This window comes from Gordonia jinghuaiqii (assembly GCF_014041935.1).
Taxonomy (GTDB): domain Bacteria; phylum Actinomycetota; class Actinomycetes; order Mycobacteriales; family Mycobacteriaceae; genus Gordonia; species Gordonia jinghuaiqii.
In genome coordinates this window covers 2,064,160-2,079,252 of record NZ_CP059491.1, presented here as the reverse complement: position 1 = coordinate 2,079,252, position 15,093 = coordinate 2,064,160, and the positions used below count along the sequence as shown (strand labels likewise).

The 15,093-nt window shown below is 68.7% G+C and carries 12 protein-coding genes; 1 reads left to right on the top strand and 11 read right to left on the bottom strand.

What is annotated here, in order from left to right; all coding sequences use genetic code 11:
- Window positions 1-8 precede the first annotated feature (8 nt).
- From H1R19_RS09260 to rpmE, 5 genes are all read right to left on the bottom strand, one after another.
- Window positions 9-1,253: a serine hydroxymethyltransferase gene (locus H1R19_RS09260; RefSeq protein WP_219851269.1), complete on the bottom strand. Its 1,245-nt coding sequence runs from the start codon at window positions 1,251-1,253 to the stop codon at window positions 9-11.
- Window positions 1,250-1,909 carry an L-threonylcarbamoyladenylate synthase gene (locus H1R19_RS09255; protein WP_188331464.1) on the bottom strand — a complete coding sequence of 220 codons (660 nt, stop codon included), beginning with the start codon at window positions 1,907-1,909 and terminating at the stop codon, window positions 1,250-1,252. The genes H1R19_RS09260 and H1R19_RS09255 overlap by 4 nt, the downstream gene beginning before the upstream one ends.
- Window positions 1,910-1,952: 43 nt before the next feature.
- A complete protein-coding gene (locus H1R19_RS09250; RefSeq protein ID WP_219851268.1) occupies window positions 1,953-2,858 on the bottom strand; it encodes a N5-glutamine methyltransferase family protein in 906 nt (301 codons plus the stop codon).
- A 5-nt stretch (window positions 2,859-2,863) separates the two neighbouring features.
- Window positions 2,864-3,940, bottom strand: coding sequence for a peptide chain release factor 1 (prfA, locus tag H1R19_RS09245; RefSeq protein WP_188331466.1), 1,077 nt, complete (start codon window positions 3,938-3,940; stop codon window positions 2,864-2,866).
- A gap of 101 nt (window positions 3,941-4,041) precedes the next feature.
- Complete coding sequence (rpmE, locus tag H1R19_RS09240) at window positions 4,042-4,254, bottom strand: 50S ribosomal protein L31 (RefSeq protein ID WP_188331467.1); 213 nt, start codon at window positions 4,252-4,254, stop codon at window positions 4,042-4,044.
- A 315-nt stretch (window positions 4,255-4,569) separates the two neighbouring features.
- Between rpmE and H1R19_RS09235 the strand changes: the two genes are divergently transcribed.
- Window positions 4,570-5,793, top strand: coding sequence for a sulfite reductase subunit alpha (locus tag H1R19_RS09235; RefSeq protein WP_219851267.1), 1,224 nt, complete (start codon window positions 4,570-4,572; stop codon window positions 5,791-5,793).
- A 116-nt stretch (window positions 5,794-5,909) separates the two neighbouring features.
- On the opposite strand, the gene rho is transcribed toward H1R19_RS09235, so the two are convergent.
- From rho to argS, 6 genes are all read right to left on the bottom strand, one after another.
- A complete protein-coding gene (rho, locus tag H1R19_RS09230) occupies window positions 5,910-8,033 on the bottom strand; it encodes a transcription termination factor Rho (protein ID WP_219851266.1) in 2,124 nt (707 codons plus the stop codon).
- A gap of 385 nt (window positions 8,034-8,418) precedes the next feature.
- Complete coding sequence (gene thrB, locus H1R19_RS09225) at window positions 8,419-9,513, bottom strand: homoserine kinase (protein WP_219851265.1); 1,095 nt, start codon at window positions 9,511-9,513, stop codon at window positions 8,419-8,421.
- Window positions 9,494-10,579, bottom strand: a complete 1,086-nt coding sequence (thrC, locus tag H1R19_RS09220; protein WP_188331471.1) for a threonine synthase — start codon at window positions 10,577-10,579, stop codon at window positions 9,494-9,496. The genes thrB and thrC overlap by 20 nt, the downstream gene beginning before the upstream one ends.
- Entirely contained in the window at window positions 10,572-11,915 is a 1,344-nt protein-coding gene (locus tag H1R19_RS09215; protein ID WP_219851264.1) for a homoserine dehydrogenase, read from the bottom strand. Before H1R19_RS09215 ends, thrC begins: the two co-directional genes overlap by 8 nt.
- Complete coding sequence (gene lysA, locus H1R19_RS09210; RefSeq protein ID WP_219851263.1) at window positions 11,912-13,333, bottom strand: diaminopimelate decarboxylase; 1,422 nt, start codon at window positions 13,331-13,333, stop codon at window positions 11,912-11,914. Before lysA ends, H1R19_RS09215 begins: the two co-directional genes overlap by 4 nt.
- Entirely contained in the window at window positions 13,330-14,982 is a 1,653-nt protein-coding gene (argS, locus tag H1R19_RS09205) for an arginine--tRNA ligase (protein WP_219851262.1), read from the bottom strand. The genes lysA and argS overlap by 4 nt, the downstream gene beginning before the upstream one ends.
- Window positions 14,983-15,093: the final 111 nt, after the last annotated feature.

The window sequence follows — 15,093 nt, the reverse complement described above, 5'->3', positions numbered from 1 at the left end:
CGATCACGCTACCCGCATGCCACATCGGTGATCTCGCGGCGGATCCGGTCGTGCGCGGCGTGTTCCGACGTCGACATCGCGCCGATCATCGCGTCCGCGAGGGCCGGGGCCAGCTCCGGCGTCAGGCCGCGCTCGGTGGCGACGGGGGTCCCGATCCGGATCGCCGAGCCGACCGTGACCGGCTGGGTGTCGAACGGCAGGACTGCCTTGTCCACGACGATCCCCGCCGCGCGCAGGCGATACTGCGCCTGCGCCCCGGAGATCCCCAACGCGGACACGTCGATCACCGCGAGGTGGAGGTCGGTGCCGCCGGACACCACGCGCACGCCGCGGGCGGCGAGTTCCGCGCCGAGCGCGCGGGCGTTGTCGATCGACGACCGCACATATCCGGCGAACCCCACGGTGCGCGACTCGGCACACGCGACCGCCTTGGCGGCGATCGTGTGCATCGAGGGCCCCCCCTGCACGAACGGGAACACCGCCTTGCGCAGCGCTTCTCGGTGCTGCTCGCGGGCCAGGATGATCCCGCCACGAGGTCCGCGGATCACCTTGTTGGTCGACAGCGTCACGACGTCGGCGTACGGGACCGGCGAGGGCAACAGCCCCGCCGCGACCACACCGGCGAGGTGCGCGGCGTCGACCCAGAGGATGCACTCGGCCTCGTCGGCGATCTGCCGGAGGAGCGGGTAGTCGAAGGGCCGGGCATACGACGCGGCGCCGGCGACCAGAATTCGCGGCCGGTGCACCAGCGCGAGGTCTCGTACCTGGTCGTAGTCGATGAGTTCGTCCTCGCGCCGCACCTCGTAGTGCAGCGGGGAGAACCAGCGGCCCGAGAAGTTCGCACGCGATCCGTGCGTCTGGTGGCCGCCGTGCTCGAGTTTCAGCGCGAGGACGGGGTCGCCCGGCTGTGCGAATGCCGAGTACACCGCGAGGTTCGCCGCACTCCCCGACAGCGGTTGCACGTTCACATACTCCGCACCGAACAGCTCCCCTGCACGGGCGATGGCGAGCTCTTCGAGGTCATCGGCCACCTCGCAACCGCCGTGGTAGCGCGACCCCGGCATACCCTCGGCGTATTTGGCGTCGAAGACCGACGCCATCGCGGCACGTACCCCGACGGTGGGCTCGGTCTCACTCGCGAGCAACTGCACCGTCGACTGCCGGCGTCGCACCTCGCGCCCGATCAGGGCGTCGACGTCGGCGTCGCCCGTGGGCAGATTCCCCGTCGCGAGGTCGGCAGGGACGGGGCTCATCGCCCCGGACGCAGAGAGGCCGGGTCGACGTCGAGAACCTCGGCGACCGCGTCGGTCGAGACCGCGCCCTCGCGAAGGATTCGCGGGGTGGCGCCGGAGAGGTCGACGATCGTCGAGGCCTGGGCGGCGGGAGCCGGACCACCGTCGAGGTAGACCGAGACATCGTCCGCGAGCTGTTCGCGCGCTTCATCGGCCGTGGTCGCCGGTGGGCGGCCCGACACGTTGGCGCTCGACACGGCCATCGGTCCGACCTCGCGCAGCACCTCGATCGCGACCGGGTGCAACGGCATCCGCAACATGACGGTGCCGTCGGTGTCGCCGAGGTCCCACGCAAGCGAACGCGCCTGTTGGACAACCAGACTCAGACCACCAGGCCAGAATGCCTCGATCAGATCGCGCGCGGCCTGCGGGACGGACAGCACCAGGCCGTCGATCGAGTGCCAGGAACCCACCAGGACGGGTACCGGCATGTCGCGGCCACGGTGCTTGGCGGCCAACAGGGCGCCGACGGCGTCGGAATCGAAGGCGTCGCAACCGATACCGTAGAGAGTGTCGGTGGGCATGACGATCAGGCGTCCGGCCTTCGCCGCCCCGACGGCCGCCCGAATCCCCGCCGAGCGGTTCTGCGGATCGTTGCAGTCGAAAACAATGCTCACCCGACCATCCTTGCACGCCGACGTTCCCGGCCCGGGCGTGCAGTCAGGGAGCGGTGCGGCGCGCCGTCACGAACCGCGGCCGGCCGGTCAGATCGTTCCGCGGTGTCACCTCGTCGAACCCACCGTGCGCGAGCAGACATTCGACCACCGCCTCCGAGGTCGTGTCGTCGTGCTCGATGCCGACGAAACCACCGGGTACGAGCATCGTGGCGATCACCGGGGTCATGGGCACGATCACCGACATCCCGTCGGCACCGCCGAAGACCGCGCGCGCCGGGTCATGGGCCACTTCGGGTCCGATGCCGGCGTCGAGCGGGACGTACGGGGGGTTGCTGACGACCACGGAGACGCCGCCGGGCACGACCTCGGCGATCCGGGCGGCGTCGGTGGCGTCGGCGGCGACCACCTCGACCCGCGCCCCGACGGCGGGCGGTGCGTCTGCGACGTTGCGACGCAGCCACAGCAGGGCATCCTCGTCGGCCTCGACGGCGATGACGCGCGCGTCCGGGATCATCGTCGCGATCGAGATCGCCAGCGCCCCACTGCCGCTGCACAGGTCGGCGATGAGCAACGGACCGGGCGAGGTGTCGGCCTGTGCGAGGGCGCGAGCGCGGGGAACGGCTGTGGTGACCACCCATTCGAGGAGATACTCGGTCTCCGGCCGCGGGATGAAGACGCCCGGGCCTACCGCGAGCTCGATCGGCCCGAACGCCGCGGTGCCGACGATGTGCTGCAGGGGGATGCGCTGTGCACGCCGGGAGACGGCGGCACGGAACGCACGCCGGTGCGAATCGTCGATCTCATCGATGACGACGAGCCGCCCGGGATCGGTGTCGAGCACGTGGGCCATCAGCCACTCCGCGTCACCACGCGCGGAGTCGATGCCCGCCTGCGCCAGTTGCGCAGTGGCACTGCGGAGTTCGTCGACCACCCCGGTCGGAGCGGACATCGGGGTCAGTCGGCTTCCATGCGAGCCTTGCGGTCCGCCGCGACGAGCGCGTCGAGCAGGCTGTCCATGTCGCCGGCGAGGACCGCGTCGAGGTTGTTGGCCTTGTAGCCGATGCGGTGGTCGGTGATGCGGTTCTCGGGGAAGTTGTAGGTACGGATTCGCTCGGAGCGGTCGACCGTACGGATCTGCGCGGCACGTCCCTGCGCCGCGGTGGCCTCGGCCTCCTCCTCGGCGGCGGCCTGCAGGCGGGCGGCCAGCACCTGCATCGCCCGTGCCTTGTTCTGGAGCTGCGAACGCTCGTTCTGGCACGTGACGACGATGCCGGTCGGTAGGTGGGTGAGTCGAACCGCCGAGTCGGTGGTGTTCACGCCCTGCCCGCCTTTGCCGGAGGACCGGTAGACGTCGACGCGCAGGTCGGACTCGTCGATGACGACCTCGGCGACCTCTTCGGGTTCGGGATAGATCAGCACACCGGCCGCCGAGGTGTGGATGCGGCCCTGCGACTCGGTCACCGGGACGCGCTGCACACGGTGGACGCCGCCCTCGAACTTCAGCCGTGACCACACCCCGTCTCGGACGGTCTCCTTCGACTTGATCGAGAAGGTGGCCTCCTTGTAGCCGCCGAGATCGGACTCGGTGGCACCGAGCACCTGCGCCTTCCAGCCGTGGCGCTCACAGTATTTCAGGTACATCCGGGCGAGGTCGGCGGCGAACAGCGCCGACTCCTCGCCGCCTGCACCGGATTTGATCTCGAGTACCACGTCGTCAGCGTCGTGGGGATCACGTGGGGCCAGGAGATCGGTGAGGGTCGCATCGAGTTCGTCGACCGTGGCCTCGAGGGCCGGGATCTCCGAGGCGAACGACGCGTCGTCGGCGGCGAGTTCGCGTGCCGCCTCGAGATCATCGCGGGCGGCCTTGAGCTTCGCGTAGGTCGACATCACCGGGGCGAGTTCGGCAAAGCGCTTCCCCACCCGGCGGGCGGCAGTGGGGTCGTCGTGCAACGCCGGGTCGGCCAGCTGACGTTCGAGTCCCGAGTGCTCGGCCAAGATGTCATCGATGGCCGAGGGGCTCTGCGTACTCACTGGGATGACCTCACTTGTCGACCGGATCTGCGCCGGTGATTACCGATGAAACACAAACGACGCCCGTCCCGACGGTGGTCGGGCGGGCGTCGCAGCGTGGTCTACTTGACGCGCTTGCCGTAGCGCTTCTCGAACCGGGCGACGCGGCCGCCGGTGTCGAGGATCTTCTGCTTGCCCGTGTAGAACGGGTGGCACTGCGAGCAGACTTCGACGTTGATCCGACCGTTGGCAGCGGTGCTGCGGGTCTCGAAGGTGTTGCCGCAGCCGCAGACGACGGTGGTCGCCGCGTACTCGGGGTGGATTCCCTGCTTCATGTCTGGCTGTCCCTTTCTGTGGTCGCCGGGTCACCGTCGCTTGTCGGCGGTGTGAACCGGAACCGGACTCGACCGCTCAGTATGCCATGTGCGGCATCCCCCACAAAAATCGCGGATGCAGCGGTCGCAGGTGGGTCAACAGCGCGAGCACCGGTCGCATTCCCCGGTCACGCCGGCCCTGCGTCGCCGGTGCTCCCACTGGTCAGGGTCGCCTCCCCCGATAAGGGTCGCCTAAGTGTAGTACCGTGGCGTCGCCCACCGCGTCTCACGGCGTCCGGGCCCCTCCGACAGTCGTCGATCACGAAGGATTCAGCGATGTACGACGCCGCATCGGCCGGCACCAGCCTGGCGGCCGGCACCGCAGCGACCACCCCCTCCACCCGTGTCGGCACTGCACGTCCCGGCCGGACGGCGCGCTCGCCCTGGAACCGGCGCAACCCGTACCCCGCGACGATCCTCGCGAACACCGTCCTGTCGGGACCCGGCTCGGCCAAGGAGGTCCGGCATCTCGAATTCGATCTCGTCGACAGCGGGATCACCTACGAGCCGGGCGACGGGATCGGCATCGCGCCGGTCAACGACCCCGCACTCGTCGATCTGATCCTCGAGCGGCTGGGCGCAGCCGGCGACGAGATCATCGCCGACCGAAAGTCCACGTACACGCTGCGTGAGGCTCTGAGCCTGCGCTACGAGATCTCCGTCCCGTCGAAGTACCTGGTCAAGACCATCGCCGAGCGAACCGGCCACCCGGAGCTGTCCCGGTTGCTGACCGCAGGCGACCCGCAGGCGCTCGATGTGTGGCTGAGGGGCCGCGACGTTCTCGACGTCCTCGACATCGATCCGTCACTGACGTTCACCCCGGAGGAACTCCTCGAAGAGCTCGGTCCCCTCACCCACCGCGAGTACTCGATCTCGTCGAGTCCCCTGGTCCACCCCGGCCGCGTGCACATCACCATGGCGACGGTGCGCTACGTCGCCGATGAGCGCGCACGCGGCGGCGTCTGCTCGACGCACCTCGCCGATCGGTGCGCGCCCGGAGATGCCGTGAGCGTCTTCATCGCCCCCAACAAGAACTTCCGCCTGCCCGCCGACGACGTCGCGGCGATCATGATCGGCCCGGGCACCGGGGTCGCGCCCTTCCGCGCGTTCCTGCACGAGCGGGCGGCTCGCGGCGCCGACGGCGCAAACTGGTTGTTCTTCGGTGACCAGCACCGAGACGTCGACTACCTCTATGCCGACGAACTCGACGGTTTCGTCACCGACGGCATTCTGAACCGGCTCGATCTCGCCTTCTCCCGCGACCAGGATCACAAGGTCTACGTGCAGGACCGCATGCGTGAGAGCGGCGCCGACCTGTTCTCGTGGCTCGAGTCCGGTGCCCATCTCTATGTGTGCGGTGACGCCGCGACAATGGCCGACGACGTCGAGGCCGCACTTCACGAGATCGTCGGCGTGCACGGCGGACTCGGCCCCGACGATGCCCGCGAGTACGTCGACCGGCTGCGCTCGGACAAGCGCTACCTGCGCGACGTGTACTGACGCGACGAGCCCGCCGAGAACGCCGGCTGTTGCCGGCCACTCCCCCTCCAACGACACGGCCCCGATCTGCTGATGCGGATCGGGGCCGTGTCGTAGGTGTGCGTCGAGGACCGGGACTAGTCGGAGTTGTTGCCGCCGCCGGGTGCGGTCTTCTGCACCGACATCAGGAACTCGATGTTCGTCTTGGTCTTCTTCAGCTGACTGATCAGCAGGTCGATGGCCTGCTGCGAGTCCAGGCCCGCGAGGAGACGCCGCAGCTTGTGCACGATGGCGAACTCCTCCGGCGACAGCAACAGCTCGTCCTTACGTGTGCTCGACAGGTTCACGTCGACCGCCGGGAACACGCGCCGCTCGGAGATCTTGCGGTCGAGCTTGAGCTCGGCGTTGCCGGTGCCCTTGAACTCCTCGAAGATCACCGTGTCGCCGGTCGAACCGGTCTCGACCAGCGCCGACGCGATGATCGTCAGCGAGCCGCCGTTCTCGATGTTGCGCGCCGCACCGAGGAATCGCTTCGGCGGGTACAGCGCGGTGGAATCGACACCGCCGGACAGGATTCGGCCCGATGCCGGGGACGCGTTGTTGTACGCACGTCCCAGCCGGGTGATCGAATCCAGCAGCACCACAACGTCTTTGCCGCTCTCCACGAGCCGCTTCGCACGCTCGATGGCCAACTCCGACACCGAGGTGTGGTCTGACGGCGGACGGTCGAAGGTCGAGGCGATGACCTCCCCCTTCACCGAACGCTGCATGTCGGTGACCTCCTCGGGCCGCTCGTCGACGAGCACGACCATGAGGTGGCATTCGGGGTTGTTGGTGGCGATCGCGTTGGCGATGTCCTGCAGGATCGTCGTCTTACCGGCCTTCGGCGGCGACACGATCAGCGCACGCTGACCCTTGCCGATCGGCATGATGAGGTCGATGACGCGGGTGTCGAGCCGGTCCGGCGTGGTCTCCAGGCGCAGCCGCTGATTCGGGTACAGCGGGGTGAGCTTGTTGAACTCGGGGCGGCGCTTGGCCGCCTCTACGTCGCCGCCGTTGACGGAGTCGAGGCGGACCAGCGGGTTGAACTTCTGACGCTGGTTCTGCTGCTGATCGCCGCCGTCACGGGGCACCTTGACGGCACCGGTGATCGCGTCGCCGCGCCGGAGCCCGTTCTTGCGGACGAGGTTCATCGAGACGTAGACGTCGTTCGGGCCGGCCAGATACCCGGAGGTCCGCACGAACGCGTAGTTGTCGAGCACGTCGAGGATGCCCGCGACCGGCTGCAACACGTCGTCATCGGAGACCTGCGGCTCGTTCGGTGTGTCGCGGTTCTGGCCACGGCGCCGTTCGCGGAACCTGCGGCCACGGCGACGACCGCCGCCTTCACCGTCGTCGTCACGGTCATCGCGGTTCTGGCCACCATCGCGGTTCTGGCTGCCATCGCGGTTCTGGTTGTCGCGGTTCTGGCCGCCGTCGCGATTCTGATTGTCGCGATTGCGTCCGCCCTCGCGGTTCTGGCCACCCTCGCGGTTCTGGCCACCGTCGCGATTCTGATTGTCGCGGTTCTGGCCGCCCTCGCGATTCTGGTTACGGCTACGACGCGTGCGCTGGTCACCGGCCTCGGTGTCGCCGGACGCGTCGCCCGAGCTGTCGCGTCGACGCCGTTCGCGCCCGCCTGCGGTGTCCCCGGAATCGGTGTCCGACGCGGCGTTGCCACCCTTGGCGGCGTCATCCGAAGCGGGCTCGTTCTGCCCCGAATCGTTCTTGGCCGAGTCGTTCTTGGCCGAGTCGTTCTTGGCCGAGTCGTTCTGCACGCTCTCGTCGTTCGAGGCGTCGCCCTTGGCGGCTTCGGCGTCACCCGAGGCGGCTTTCCTGGTCCCGCTCCGGGTGCCGGCACGCGACGCACTCTTGGGGGCGTCGCTCGTGGCGGTGTCGGTGGAGTCGGCGATGGTCAGCTGCTCCTCGGCGGTGGAGGCCTTGGCCGAGGCGGCCTTTGCCCTGCTGCCGGTGGTCTTGGCGGCGGGCGCCGCAGCGCCGCCGGCCTGGCGCTCCTTGATGGCGGCGATCAGATCGCCCTTGCGCATTCCGGATGTGCCCTTGATGCCGAGTTCACCGGCAACAGTCCTCAGTTCGCTGAGCACCATGCCGGTCAGGCCGGTGCGCGCGCGTGTCTTGGTGGCCGGTTGCCCCGAGTCGGGAGCGGCCGAACCCGCGGAATCCTGCCCGGCAGGTGCGGTGATGAGGTCCGTATCGGTCACGGAAGTCCTTTCGTTCCTCCCGCAGACGAAAACTGCGTGAGGCTTACGTTCCCAGCTGTGTGCGCCAGGGAGTCCGTCCGCGGTGGACGGTCAGAGAGATGTACGGGTCCCCGCTGCGAGCGTGCTCGTGGATTACCTGCGCTTCAGCACCGTCGACAGAGATCCATGACCCCAGACGGAAGGACCGCCGGTTTCTCCGATCGGTGAGAGATGAGAAGCGTGGGGACAAGCCCGCGCGGCTAGACCAGAATATGTTAACCCCGTTCGCATGATACGGGCAACACGCCGAAACCGCCAAACGATCCCACGGGCCCGAAACGCGGCACACCCGGGCGGGCGCGGCGGGATCCGGCGACACGTGTGGCGAGCCGGAGATGGGCGGTGATCAGCCGTGGGTGATGTCGACGCCGCCGGCAATCGCCACCGAACGCGCCGTGAAACCGAGTCCGTGCGCCACCTGACGGATGTCGGCGGGAACCGGAGAGGAACCGAGCACCAGAACCGTCGGACCGGCACCGGACACGGTCGCCGCATGGCCGCGGGCGCGCAGAGTGGTGACCAGTTCGTTCGTCGGCACCATCGCCGACGCCCGATACGGCTGATGCAGCCGGTCCTGGGACGCCGCCATCAGGTGCCGCGGCTCCGAGGTCAGTGCCACCACCGCGAGTGCCGAGCGGCTCAGATTGAAGATCGCATCGGCGCGCGGCACCGAATCCGGCAGCAGGCCGCGGGTATACGACGTCGACGACTCGGTGTCGGGGATGAACACGGTGGCACAGATATCGGGATGCACCGGCAGCCGGTGCGCGCGGTACGACGCCACGCCCTCCGTGGATCCCATGGACTCCGACGCCCCAACCCCGGTGGACTCCGACACCCCAACCCCGGTGGACTCCGACGCCCCAACCCCGGTGGACTCCGTCCAGGTGACGACCGCGGAACCGAGCACACTTGCCGCCGCGTTGTCTGGATGCCCCTCGAACTCGCTGGACATCTGTACCAGCTCGTCGGCGGACAGACCCTCCCCGAAACCCGCAGCCGAGATCAGTCCCGACGCCGCGGCCAGTCCGGAGACGGCCGCCGCAGCCGACGAACCGAGTCCGCGGGAATGTGGGATCTGGTTGACACAGCGCAACCTGAGCCCCGGCGCGCGCACCCCGGCGTGCACCAATCCCCGGGTGAGTGCCCGCACGACGAGATGGGAGGAGTCGCGGGGCACGTCCGCGGCGCCCTCGCCCTCGATCTCCAAAGTGATCCCGGCGGCCACGGTCTCCACGATCACCTCGTCGTAGATTCCCAAAGCGATTCCGAGACAGTCGAATCCCGGGCCGAGGTTGGCACTCGAGGCGGGTACCCGAACGCGAGTCGACAAGCCAACCGGCAGCTCACGGCTCGCCGGTCCCGGCGCCGTCACCTCATCCTCCGTGGTGGATTCGACGCCGACCGGACCGCCGCCCCCGTCAGCCGACACCGAGCGCATTCGCGACTGCGACCGGATCAACCGGGATGGCCTCGACCTCGGGGATACCCGCGAGTGCGGTGTCGGGGTCTTTCAGCCCGTTGCCGGTGACCGTGCAGACCACGGTCGATCCCGGCTTGATCCAGCCGTCGGCGCTGGCCGCGAGCAGACCGGCGACACTGGCCGCCGACGCGGGCTCGACGAAGACGCCTTCCTCGCCCGCGATGAGACGGTAGGCCTCGAGCAGCTTCTCGTCGGTGGCAGCACGGAACTGGCCGTTCGACTCCTCCTTGGCCGCCACCGCCTGGTTCCAGCTCGCCGGCGAGCCGATGCGGATCGCGGTCGCGATCGTCTCGGGCTCCTTCACGGGCGCTCCGTTCACCAGGGGCGCGGCACCGGCAGCCTGCACACCGAGCATCCGCGGCACCGACGACGAGACGCCGTCGGCGTGGTACTCGGTGTAACCCTTCCAGTAGGCGGTGATGTTGCCCGCGTTGCCGACCGGCAGCGCGTGCACATCGGGGGCGCGCCCGAGGACGTCGACGATCTCGAAGGCCGCCGTCTTCTGTCCCTCGATGCGGGCCGGGTTGACCGAGTTCACCAGCTCGATCTCGGTGAACTCCGACGTCGCCTTGCGCGCGAGTTCGAGGCAGTCGTCGAAGTTGCCCTCGACCTGGATGATCTTGGCGCCGTGCATGACCGCCTGGGCGAGCTTGCCCATCGCGATCTTGCCCTGCGGAATCAGTACCGCACAGGTGATCCCGGCGCGGGTGGCGTAGGCGGCCGCCGACGCCGAGGTGTTACCCGTCGATGCGCAGAGGACCGCCGTCTTGCCGTTGTTGACGGCGTTGCTGACCGCCATCGTCATCCCGCGATCCTTGAACGACCCGGTCGGGTTGAGGCCCTCGACCTTGAGGTAGACCTCGCACCCGGTCAGCGACGACAGGTGCGGCGCGCTGATCAGCGGGGTGCCGCCCTCGAGCAGGGTGACCACCTTCCAGTCGTCGGCGACGGGCAACCGCGACCGGTAGGCCTCGATCAGGCCCGGCCACGCACGGTGCACGGGGGTTGAAGTCGCTTCAGTCATCGGTACCTTCCAATCGCAACACACTCGACACCTTGATCACGGCGTCCATGTCTTCAAGCGCCGCAACGCAATCCGATTGCGCACGGTCGGGCGCGCGGTGGGTCACCACGATCAGCCGGGCGTCGTCGCCTGCGCCTTCCTGGCGGACCGCGGCGATGCTGACCGAGCGCTTCGTGAACTCACCCGCGACCTGCGCGAGCACGCCGGGACGATCCTCGACACGCATGGAGATGTAGTACCGCGTGAACACGTCGTCGATCGGCGCGACGGGCAGTGAGGCGTACGTCGACTCCAGAGGTCCCCGACCGCCGTGCACGCGGTTACGCGCGGCCATGACCATGTCGCCGAGCACTGCCGACGCCGTCGGCGCGCCTCCCGCGCCCTGGCCGTAGAACATCAGCCTGCCGGCGTTCTCCGCCTCCACGACCACGGCGTTGAACGCACCGTTGACGGTGGCAAGCGGGTGCGTCAGCGGGATCAGCGCGGGGTACACGCGGGCCGAGATGCGTTGTGCGCCGTCGCCGTCGCGGACCCGTTCGCAGATCGAGAGCAACTTGATGGTGCAGTCGAACTTCTTGGCTGCCGCCAGGTCGGCGGCCGTGACCGCCGAGATGCCCTCGCGGTGGACATCGGCGGCGGTGACGCGGGTATGGAAGGCGATGGAGGCCAGGATAGCCGCCTTCGCCGCGGCGTCGTAGCCCTCGACGTCGGCCGTCGGGTCGGCTTCGGCATATCCCAACCGGCCGGCCTCGGCGAGGGCGTCGGCGTAGTCGGCGCCGGTCTCGTCCATCGCGGAGAGGATGTAGTTGGTGGTGCCGTTGACGATTCCGGCCACGCGTTCCACCGTGTCACCGGCCAGCGACTGCATGAGCGGCCGGATGACCGGGATGGCGCCGGCCACCGCTGCCTCGAAGTACAGGTCGACCTTGGCATCGGCGGCGGCGGTCGCGAGTTCGCCGGTGTACTCGGCGAGCAGCGCCTTGTTGGCGGTGACGACCGACTTGCCGCTCTCGAGGGCCGTGCGGATGAGCGCGCGGGCCGGGTCGATGCCGCCCATGAGCTCGACGACGATGTCGACGTCGTCGCGGGCGATGAGCGCGGCGGGATCGTCGGTCAGCAGTTCCTGACCGATCTTGCGCGGCCGGGAGAGATCACGCACGGCGACGCCGCGGATCTCCACCGGCGCACCGACACGGGCGCGCAGGTCGGTGGCGTTGTCGGTGATGATGCGGACCACTTCGGCGCCGACGTTGCCCATACCGAGCACCGCCACACCGATGGGGCGCGGATCGTTCACTTCGTTTGTGCCGCTTGTGTTCTCGACGGATTCGGTCACGGGTTCACCTCCAGGCTGAGGAAGTCTTCGATGGTCTCCCGGCGCAGCAGCAGCCGGGCGTTGCCGTCGGCCACCGCCACCACCGGCGGTCTCATGGTCATGTTGTACCGGCTCGACATCGAATAGCAGTATGCGCCGGTGGCCGCCACCGCGATCAGGTCACCGGGTCCGAGGTCTTCGGGAAGCCAGCAGTCCTTGATGACGATGTCGCCGCTCTCGCAGTGTTTGCCGACCACGCGGCAGACCACCGCGCGCGCCTGCGACACCCGCGAGACCAGCCGCACGTCGTATTCGGCGTCGTAGAGCACCGTACGGATGTTGTCGCTCATGCCGCCGTCGACGGAGATGTAGCGGCGTACCGCGCCCCCGCCGAGTTCGACGTCCTTGACGGTACCGACGCGGTAGAGCGTCACGGTGCCGGGCCCGGCGATCGCGCGGCCGGGTTCCACGGCGATGGTCGGCATCGGCAGGCCCACCGCCTCCGATTCGCGGCGCACGATGTCGGCAAGTGTCTGCGCAACCTTGTCCACCGGCAGTGGACGCTCCTCGGGGAGGTACGAGATACCCAGTCCCCCACCGAGATCCACGATCGACATCTGCGAGGTCTTCTCGACACCGAACTCGTCGACGACGTCGTGGAGCAGGCCGAGAACGCGGTGCGCGGCGAGCTCGAAACCGTCCATGTCGAAGATCTGCGAGCCGATGTGGCTGTGCAGGCCGACGAGTCGCAGGTTGTCGGTGGCGAACACCCGGCGGATGGCCGCCATCGCGACGCCGCCGGCGAGGGAGAAACCGAACTTCTGGTCCTCGTGCGCGGTCGAGATGAACTCGTGCGTGTGCGCCTCGACGCCCACGGTCACCCGGACCAGGACGTCGGCGACGACGCCCCGTTCACCGGCGACGGCGTCGAGCCGGTCGATCTCGGCCATCGAGTCGAGGACGACGTGCCCGATTCCGGCGTCGACCGCCGCGCGCAGCTCCTCGACGCTCTTGTTGTTGCCGTGCAAGGCGATTCGCTCGGCGGGGAAGCCCGCGCGCAACGCGATGGCGAGTTCGCCGCCGCTGCACACGTCCAGCGAGAGTCCCTCGTCGTCGACCCAGCGCGCGATCTCGCTGCACAGGAACGCCTTTGATGCGTAGTGCACGCGACCGTAGGGGCCGAATGCGGACATCATGTCGCGGCAGCGCGAGCGGAAGTCTGCCTCGTCGACGATGAATGCCGGCGTACCGAACTCGTCGGCGAGCTCGCTCACCGACACTCCGGCGATCTGCAGTTCACCGGCGTCGTTCCGGGATGCGTTGCGCGGCCAGACCTGTGGCGGGATCTCGGCGAGGACGGCCGGGTCATTGGGTCGTTGCGCCAGATGGGGGGCGGCGAGCAACTCGGCGTGCCGCGGGCCGGCGGGATGCGCGCTCACATCTGCTCCGGTGCGGTGACCCCGACGAGCCCGAGACCGTTGGCCAGGACCTGGCGGGTGGCCTCGCACAGGGCGAGTCGTGCGCGGTGGATGTCGGCCACGTCCTCGTCGCCCTGCGGCAGGACCCGGCACTTGGCGTAGAAGCGGTGGTATGTGCCGGCGAGGACCTCGAGGTACCGGCACACGCGGTGCGGTTCGCGCAGGGTCGCCGCGGTGGCCACCACCTCGTCGAAATCGCCGATGGTGCGGATCAATTCACCTTCGGCGGGATCATCGAGCAGGTCCAGGTGATCGAGGGACGACACGACGCCGAGGTCGGCGGCGTTACGCGCCAGCGCACACATCCGCGCGTGGGCGTACTGCACGTAGTAGACGGGGTTGTCGTTGGACTGCTTGGTCAGCAGGTCGAGGTCGATGTCGATGTTGACGTCGACCGACGAGCGGATCAGCGAGTACCGCGCGCCGTCGACGCCCACCGCGTCGACGAGGTCGTCGAGGGTGATGACCGTGCCCGCACGCTTGCTCATCCGGACCGGCTTGCCGTCGCGGACGAGGTTGACCATCTGACCGATCAGGACCTCGACGGTGGCCGGGTCGTCGCCCAGCGCGGCCGCCGCGGCCTTGAGGCGGCTGATGTAGCCGTGGTGGTCTGCCCCGAGCATGTAGATGCACAGGTTGAAGCCCCGGTTGCGCTTGTCGCGGTAGTAGGCGATGTCGCCGGCGATGTAGGCGGCGTTGCCGTCGCTCTTGAGGACGACGCGGTCCTTGTCGTCACCGAAGTCGGTCGACTTCAGCCACCAGGCTCCGTCCTTCTCGTACAGGTTGCCGTTGGCCTTGAGCTCGGCGATGCACTCGTCGACCAGACCGGTCGCGAACATCTTGTCCTCATGGGTGAAGACGTCGAAGTCGGTGCCGAAGTCGTGCAGGCTCTGCTTGATGTGGCCGAACATGAGGTCGACGCCGACGGCGCGGAAGGTCTCGAGACGGTCGGCTTCGGGCTGCGACATCACATCGGGCGCCTTCTCGACGACCTGGGCGGCGATGTCGGCGATGTAGTCGCCGGCGTACCCGTCCTCGGGGGTCGGGTTGCCCAGTGCCGCGGCCTCCAGAGACCGCGCGAACCGGTCGATCTGGGCGCCGTGGTCGTTGAAGTAGTACTCGCGTGTCACCTGGCCGCCCCGGGCCGCCAGCACACGGCCGAGTGCGTCACCGACGGCCGCCCAGCGGGTGCCGCCGAGGTGGATGGGTCCGGTGGGGTTGGCCGAGACGAATTCGAGGTTGATGATCGATCCGGCCAGCTCGTCGCCCCGGCCGTAGCCCACACCCTGATCCAGGACGGCCGCGACGACGGTGTTCTGGGCGGCGGCGCCGAGCCAGATGTTGACGAAGCCCGGTCCGGCGATCTCGGTCTTGTCGATGCCGTCGGCGGCGGCGAAGGCCTCGGCGAGCCAGGTCGCGAGTTCACGGGGGTTGACGCCGAGCCGCTTGCCCATCTGCAGGGCCACGTTGGTGGAGTAATCGCCGTGGTCGGCGTGCCGGGGACGCTCGACGACGATGGAGTCGGGCACCAGGTTCTCGTCCAGACCACGGTCTCGGACCACGGTCAGGGTCACGGCGCGCAGCAGCGCGGCCAGGTCGGCGGGAGTCACAGGAGACCATCCTATTGGCCGGGGGCTGATCACCGATAATCGCACCCTCGCCCGACCTGCCGATCACGTCCCGGCGGTACCGGGCCGGTGTATCAGTAGACTCATGTGCGC

Coding starts and splice junctions, on each gene's coding strand:
- H1R19_RS09250 (WP_219851268.1), bottom strand. CDS start 2,858: ATGTCCGCTCCGACCGGGGTGGTCGACGAACTCCGCAGTGCCACTGCG.
- rpmE (WP_188331467.1), bottom strand. CDS start 4,254: ATGAAGCAGGGAATCCACCCCGAGTACGCGGCGACCACCGTCGTCTGC.
- H1R19_RS09260 (WP_219851269.1), bottom strand. CDS start 1,253: ATGAGCCCCGTCCCTGCCGACCTCGCGACGGGGAATCTGCCCACGGGC.
- thrC (WP_188331471.1), bottom strand. CDS start 10,579: ATGACTGAAGCGACTTCAACCCCCGTGCACCGTGCGTGGCCGGGCCTG.
- thrB (WP_219851265.1), bottom strand. CDS start 9,513: ATGCGCTCGGTGTCGGCTGACGGGGGCGGCGGTCCGGTCGGCGTCGAA.
- H1R19_RS09235 (WP_219851267.1), top strand. CDS start 4,570: ATGTACGACGCCGCATCGGCCGGCACCAGCCTGGCGGCCGGCACCGCA.